This is a genomic window from Actinokineospora sp. (genome assembly GCF_050699995.1).
In the GTDB taxonomy this organism is placed as follows: Bacteria; Actinomycetota; Actinomycetes; order Mycobacteriales; family Pseudonocardiaceae; genus Actinokineospora.
Genome location: NZ_JBOHGC010000308.1, coordinates 1 through 6,441 on the forward strand (window position 1 = coordinate 1; position 6,441 = coordinate 6,441).

Below are 6,441 nucleotides of genomic sequence, written 5' to 3' on the forward strand. Positions count from 1 at the left end.
CCATCGGTGGCGAGCTGCTCGACCTCGGCCACGCCGGGCTGCGGCGCGAACTGGGTGTCCTGTGTCGCGCGGAGCACGCCGACGATGACGCGCAGCTCGGTGAGGGTGCGGGTCGCCGCGTCCTCGATGATGGCCAGGGTCTCGACGGCACGCTCGGGGTGGGAAGCCGCGATGGCACGTCCTGCTTGGGCCTGGATGGCGATGCCCGAGACGTGGTGGGCGACGGTGTCGTGGAGATCACGAGCGAGCTGTTCGCGTTCGCGGGCCTTGGCTTGGTCGATGTCGCGGATGCGGACCTTCGCGCGATAGCGGGCCGCGGCGCCGAGCGTGGCGGCGAACAGGAAGACCCCGTAGCCTGCGACCGTCTCCCACAGGCTCACGGCGTCGGCGAAGCAGGCGATGGGCAGCCAGAGCAGGATGACGCCGAGACCGCTTGCGGCTTCCCGACCAGAGCCCCACCGGAACAGAGCGTAGGCCAGGATCAGCACCGCGGAGATGCTGTTCGGCAGGAGGCCTTGCGACCCGGTGAGGATTCTGACGATGTCGACGATCGTCAACGTGCCGAAGGAGACCGCAACCGCGACGAGCGGGTGCGTGCGTCGCCACAGCAGGGCGCCGAGGACCGCGAGCACCGCGAGCAGCAGCAGCGGGCGTGGCGCCAGGTCCTGGCGAAGCACCACTTCCACCACGGACCAGCTGGCCAGAACTGCGACCAAGGCCCAGTCCCGCAGCCCCCGGTCCGGGGCATTCGTGGGTCGAGGTTCGACCCACAGCGAGCGGAGTGCGTTGGTGGCCATCTGATCAGCCTAGACAGCCCGCGTGCTCGGTGTATCCGCCGAAAGTACAAGAGCTCGGCTGTGCCAACGGCCAGGTCGAATCAGGCTCCGGGACTGATGTGCCCGCCGCCGGCATCCGTGAAGGTGGAAGCACCCACCCAATCAAGCCAGGGAGCATTGTGATGAGAACGCCTCAATCCCACACCGCACTAGAGAATCCGCCGTCCCAGAGCACGCTGGAAGATCTGCGCCTGCCCGTGCAGGCCAAGCTCGCAGCAGCATGGACCAGCTTCATGTTCCTCTACATCTACGTCGACTACCTCGCCCTGTACAAGCCCGGCTTCCTCGACGAGATCCTGGCCGGCATCGTCCACGAGTTCGACACCGGCCCAACATTTGTCGCCCTTGCGCTCACGCTCATGGCCATCCCGATCCTCATGATCCTGCTCTCTGTGACACTGCCCGCCCGTGTCAACCGCACGATCAACCTCGTCGTGGCAACGCTCTACATCCCCGTCTCGATCTACAACGTGGCAGGGGAGGAGTCCTGGAGCTACTCCTACTTCTACGGCTTCTCCATCGGACTCGAGGTGCTGCTCCTGGCCTTCATCCTGCGCTCCGCCTGGACCTGGCCACGCCGCACCGCATAACCGGCGACCCTGGCAGCCAGCCTCGACAGCGAGCCACTCCACAGGCCGCAGCAGGTGTGACTGCCCGCCCGTGCCCGACCATCCTTCGCTCGCGCCACCCGCGGGCACGGTCATCCGTCTCGTTCACCGCAAGTACTCAACTGAGCAGGTGTCCGGCATCGCTCGGCTGAAATGCGCTGCTCGTGCGAGAGCATCGGTCGGGCGGCGGTGGGAGGGCATGGTCCGGGTCGTTGTGGCCAGTTGACGGGTTCGACAGCTGTGGTCAGGTAGGGCGATAGCGCCGGTTCGGGCGAGACCCACTCACTGCTTGACCAGGTGTTGAACTCCTTGATGCCGCGCCATTCGGGCGGTTTCGTGGTGGTGTTCGCCGAGATTTCGAGCGCCGAGGCGAACTGCTCCATCTTGCGGGACCAGTCGCGGATGACCACGGGGTTGAGGGTGCGGTGGTGCGGCATCATGTCGCCGCCGCGGTGGTGCAGGCCGAACCAGTGGGCGCTGTGTCGGCGCTTGTTGTCGCTGTCTTGGGCCGGCTTGCGGAATGTGTGTCCGCCGAAGGTCCTGAGGCTGCGGTAGTCGGTATTGGGAAGGCTTGACGGTTGCCGGCAGCCCTGTTCCATCCAGTGTGCGATCGGGTCTTTGACCACGATCGGCCGGTAGTCGGGTTGCCCGAGACGGCGTCCGATCGTGGCGGTGAGTGCCTGCTGGTCGTCCGGTCCGCCGGCGGCCAGGCGCCGCCGGCGCAGCGGGCCGATCAGCTCGGCGACCGCGATGGCTCCGGGGTAGGTCGCGGCGAAAATCCGGGACGTGCTGAACGTGTCGGCCGTGGTGCCGGGCGGGATAAGCAGGTCGGCGCGGCGGTTCCAGTCGTGCCAAGTGTCGGTGTCGATGACAGTGTTGGCGTCGGTGAGGTTCCAGCGGTGAGCGCAGATCAGGAATCCGGTCAGCCCCGCGTCGAAGGTCGCGGCCGGGCCGATGCGGCGAAGCAGCCGCAGGTGCCGGTGTTGCGCGGCGACGACCTCGGGCAGCTCGGCCAGGCTGGGTTGCGGGTGGTCAGCCTGGTCGGGCGGGCCGATCCAGACCTGGTGGCGGGTGCAGACGTAGTGGTGGTGGGCCAGCAGGTGCAGGACCGGCCCGCCGGGGTGGCGGGCGTCGCAGCGCCGGCAGCACCCAACGCATCACCGAATACGCCCGCCTCGGCTTCGCCATCGAACAAGATGTTCCCGAACCAGTGCACGCCGCGTACCAGCGGCTCGTCGACGCGGGCTTCACCAACAGGCTGATCTAGCTACGGACGCCTTCTGCTAACGGATCCGCAAGGCCAGGAACAGGTCCACCCGATCCTCCAAAGAGGACAGTGACCGCCCGGTCAGTTCCTCCACCCGCTGCATCCGATACCGCAACGTGTTGACATGCACGTGCAGCAACTCGGCAGTCCGCTGCCAGGACCCCGAACAATCAAGGAAAACCTGCAACGTCGACACAAGCTCCGAGTTGTGCGACGAGTCGTAGCGAAGAACCGGGCCCAGCACCCGCGTGCGAAAAGTCTCCCGCACATCGTCGGGCACCGACGCGATCAGCAGCATGTGCGAGTCGACTTCATCGGCCGTCGCCACCGCCACCCGCGCGGGGCGCAGCTCAGCGAGCCCCCGCACATGGCGGGCCTCATCGATCGCCCCCCGCAGCGCCACTGAGCCCTGTGCGGGTCCACTGACTCCGATCACCAGTCGGCGCCTGCCCATCGCTCGTTCCAGCCGGTCGCCCGCTCCCCGCAGCAGGCGGGCGACCGAAGGGGCGTGCGCGGCCGAACCCACCGGGATCAGCGCGACCGTCTCCGATCCCACCCGTGCCACCATCAGCGACGGAAACACCGGCCCCAACTGCTCGTCGAGCAGCGCACGCGGCACGTCGACCGGCCCCGTCATCCCGTGCGCCGACACCACCACCGCGACGAACGCCGCCTCCGGTTCCAGGTCCGCCGCCCGCAGCCGGGCCGCCAGTTCGACCGGGTCCCGCACCGCCGAGGTGACCAGCGGAATGATCTGGTCGCCGAACCGGTGCCGAGCCCGAGACCCTTCCTCGGTCCGCGACCGCTCCACCCCGGCCAGGCTCGCCAGTTCCATCACCGATTCCCGAGCCTCGCGCGGCCACTGGTCGTGCGCCCCCTCGCACGCCAGGAACCATCCGACCAGGCCGCGCGCGCCGACCGGGAACACGCTCATCCGCCGGTCGCCGGACAGCCGAACCACCGCCGGGACCTGTTGTGCGGTAAGAAAAGCGCGCACCAATGTGTCCACATCAGACTCGTCGAGGGCGGCCGCTGAGGCGATCTGCCGCCCCGACGTGGACAGCAGCGCGCACGGGATGTCGTTGTCCTGTGACCACACGCGCACCAGGCCTTCGAGGCCGTCGCCCTCCGCGATCGCGTTGACCAGCCGCCGCCGCTTGCTCAGCACGCCGGCGATGCCGCTGCCGCTCTCCTCGGCGAGCCGACGACTCACGTCCTCGGTGACGGTCGCGAAGGAGATGTCGATCGGCACCTCGATCAGGGTCACCCCATGCCTGCGGCATGCCTCGACCAGGTCGAGGGGGATCTCGCCGTAGACGGCGTCGCCTGCGGCGACCGCGGCCACGTCGGCGGCGGCGACGGCCGCGGCGAAGGTCTCCGAGTCCTCCGGGCCGCGCCGCCAGATCAGGCCGGTGAGCACCAGTTCGCCGCCGCTGAGGTACCGGCCGGGGTCGAGCAGGTCGGTTGTGTAGACCCAGCGGATGGGTCGGTCCAGCGACTCCTCGCCCGCCAGCACGGTGAGCGCCAACTCAGGTTTGTCGACCAGATCGCGGACCCGCATCCACCAAGCCTAGTTGGAGGATCCTCCAAATGGGGCGCTCCACATCGGACTTGTTTCGTGGTCGCCGCCCCTAGGCCCCCACCCCCGCGAACTGGTGTGCTTCTGCTCACAGCGACACGAGATCGAGGAGACCACCGCGATGACCGCAACACCCGGCCTGACCTGGCTCAACGGCCTGGCACCGGAGGACGCCGAACGGGAATTGCGCACCTGCTGCGCGTCCCGCACGTGGGCGGGGAAGGTCGCGGCCGGGCGGCCGTACACCACCCTCTCCGCTGCGGCGTACGCGGCGGACACCGCGCTCGACGACCTCGGCTGGGCCGATATCGAGGAGGCGCTCGCCGCGCACCCCCGCATCGGCGACCGTGCCAGTGGCACTGACCGGGAGGCCGCCTGGTCTCGTGGCGAGCAGTCCGCCGCGACCCAGGCGGCCAGTCGGACCCTCCAGGACGTGGCCGAGGGCAACCGGGCCTACGAGGAGCGCTTCGGGCACGTGTTCCTGATCTGCGCGACCGGGCTGGCCGCGGAGGAGATCCTGGCGAACCTGCGGGGCCGGCTGGGCAACGACGAGGCCACCGAGCGCGGTGTGGTGCACGCCGAGCTCCGCAAGATCACCCACCTGCGGTTGCGCAAGTTGGTGACCATCCCGTGAGCCTTTCCACGCATGTCCTGGACAGCACCCGCGGGCGTCCGGCCGCGGCGATGTCGGTGCGGCTGGAGTCCCCGGAGGGCACCACGACCGCGGTCACCGACGCGGACGGCCGGGTCCGTGACTTCGGCCCGCTGACCGCCGGGACGCACCGCCTGGTGTTCGACACCGGCGCCTACTTCACCGGCCTCGGGGTGCCCGCGTTCTACCCCGAGGTCGTCATCACCCACAGCATCGACGACCCCGAGCAGCACTACCACGTTCCGCTGCTGCTCTCCCCATTCGCCTACTCGACCTACCGAGGGAGCTGATCCCATGGCCATCATCTTGGGCCCCAACCAGTACGGCAAGGCCGAGACCCGCGTGGTGCACGTGACCCGCAACGGCTCCGTGCACGAGATCAAGGATCTCAACGTCAGCGTCGCCCTCGGCGGCGACATGACCGACACGCACCTCACCGGCGACAACTCCAAGGTCCTGCCGACCGACACGCAGAAGAACACGGTGTTCGCCTTCGCCAAGGAGCACGGTGTCGGCGAGATCGAGGAGTTCGGCCTGCGGCTGGCGAAGCATTTCGTCGACTCGCAGCCCACGATCCACACCGCGCGGGTGGCGATCGAGGAGTTCGCGTGGGAGCGGCTGTCGGTGGGCGGCGCGCCCGCCCCCCACTCGTTCCAGCGTTGCGGCGTGGAGACCCGCACCGCCACCGTCACCTATGACGGCACGAACGCGTGGGTGGTGTCCGGGCTCAAGGACCTGGTGGTGCTGAACTCGACCGCGTCGGAGTTCTGGGGATATATCCGCGATCCGTACACCACGCTGCGCGAGACCGCCGACCGTGTGCTGGCCACGGCGGTCACCGCGCGCTGGCGACACGCCTCGCAGGACAGCGACTGGGGCAAGTCCTACGCCGAGGCCCGGCAGCACCTGGTGGAGGCGTTCGCCGAGACGCACAGCCTCTCGCTGCAGCAGACCCTCTACGCGATGGGTCAGCGGGTGCTGGAGAACCGCCCGGAGGTGGCCGAGGTGCGGCTGACGCTGCCGAACAAGCACCACTTCGTCGTCGACCTCTCGGCGTTCGACCTGGACAACGACAACGAGGTGTTCTTCGCCGCAGACCGCCCCTACGGGCTGATCGAAGGCACCGTGCTCCGCGACGACTCGCCGGAGCCGGGTCCGGCCTGGAGCGAATGATGGAGTTCTTCAAACCCGCCACCTGGTCCGAGGCGCTGGCCATCAAGGCCGAGCACCCGGACGCCACCCCGATCGCGGGTGGCACCGACATCATGGTCGAGCTGAACTTCGACGTGCGCCGCCCGGGTGCGCTGCTGGACCTGACCGAGATCGCCGAGCTGCGGGAGTGGGCCGCGGTGGGCGACGGGTTCCGCGTCGGGTCCGGGGTCAGCTACGCGCGGATCATCGAGGAGCTGGGCGCGTCGCTGCCCGGTCTGGCGATGGCCGCGCGCACGGTCGGGTCGCCGCAGATCCGCAACCGGGGCACGGTCGGCGGCAACCTCGGC

At 68.9% G+C, this 6,441-nt stretch carries 9 protein-coding genes; 6 read left to right on the forward strand and 3 right to left on the reverse strand.

All coding sequences use genetic code 11. The features are described from left to right. The coding region (locus ACRDSQ_RS15305) for a sensor histidine kinase (RefSeq protein ID WP_431421817.1) at positions 1–797 on the reverse strand (797 nt) is incomplete at its 3' end. Between the two features lie 161 nt (positions 798–958). Between ACRDSQ_RS15305 and ACRDSQ_RS15310 the strand changes: the two genes are divergently transcribed. Next, on the forward strand, positions 959–1,426 hold the full coding sequence (locus ACRDSQ_RS15310; protein ID WP_431421818.1) for a DUF6326 family protein: 468 nt from the start codon (positions 959–961) through the stop codon (positions 1,424–1,426). A gap of 110 nt (positions 1,427–1,536) precedes the next feature. Here the strand turns inward: ACRDSQ_RS15310 and ACRDSQ_RS15315 are convergent, their stop codons facing one another. Then, positions 1,537–2,070: a hypothetical protein gene (locus tag ACRDSQ_RS15315; RefSeq protein WP_431421820.1), complete on the reverse strand. Its 534-nt coding sequence runs from the start codon at positions 2,068–2,070 to the stop codon at positions 1,537–1,539. Between the two features lie 273 nt (positions 2,071–2,343). Between ACRDSQ_RS15315 and ACRDSQ_RS15320 the strand changes: the two genes are divergently transcribed. Beyond that, the gene (locus ACRDSQ_RS15320) at positions 2,344–2,706 is read left to right on the forward strand and encodes a hypothetical protein (protein ID WP_431421822.1); all 363 of its coding nucleotides are present in this window, start codon (positions 2,344–2,346) and stop codon (positions 2,704–2,706) included. Positions 2,707–2,727: 21 nt separating this feature from the next. Here ACRDSQ_RS15320 and ACRDSQ_RS15325 read toward each other — a convergent pair whose 3' ends face one another. Beyond that, positions 2,728–4,272 (reverse strand): PucR family transcriptional regulator, encoded by a 1,545-nt coding sequence (locus ACRDSQ_RS15325; protein ID WP_431421824.1) that lies wholly within the window; start codon positions 4,270–4,272, stop codon positions 2,728–2,730. Between the two features lie 139 nt (positions 4,273–4,411). Here ACRDSQ_RS15325 and uraD point away from each other — a divergent pair, with 139 nt between their 5' ends. The 4 genes from uraD to ACRDSQ_RS15345 all read left to right on the forward strand — a co-directional run. Further along, the gene (uraD, locus tag ACRDSQ_RS15330; protein WP_431421825.1) at positions 4,412–4,924 is read left to right on the forward strand and encodes a 2-oxo-4-hydroxy-4-carboxy-5-ureidoimidazoline decarboxylase; all 513 of its coding nucleotides are present in this window, start codon (positions 4,412–4,414) and stop codon (positions 4,922–4,924) included. Further along, positions 4,921–5,232, forward strand: coding sequence for a hydroxyisourate hydrolase (gene uraH / locus ACRDSQ_RS15335; RefSeq protein ID WP_431421827.1), 312 nt, complete (start codon positions 4,921–4,923; stop codon positions 5,230–5,232). Before uraD ends, uraH begins: the two co-directional genes overlap by 4 nt. A gap of 4 nt (positions 5,233–5,236) precedes the next feature. Continuing rightward, complete coding sequence (gene pucL / locus ACRDSQ_RS15340) at positions 5,237–6,115, forward strand: factor-independent urate hydroxylase (protein WP_431421828.1); 879 nt, start codon at positions 5,237–5,239, stop codon at positions 6,113–6,115. Then, on the forward strand, positions 6,115–6,441 hold a 327-nt coding region (locus ACRDSQ_RS15345; protein ID WP_431421829.1), incomplete at its 3' end, for an FAD binding domain-containing protein. The genes pucL and ACRDSQ_RS15345, both read left to right, overlap by 1 nt.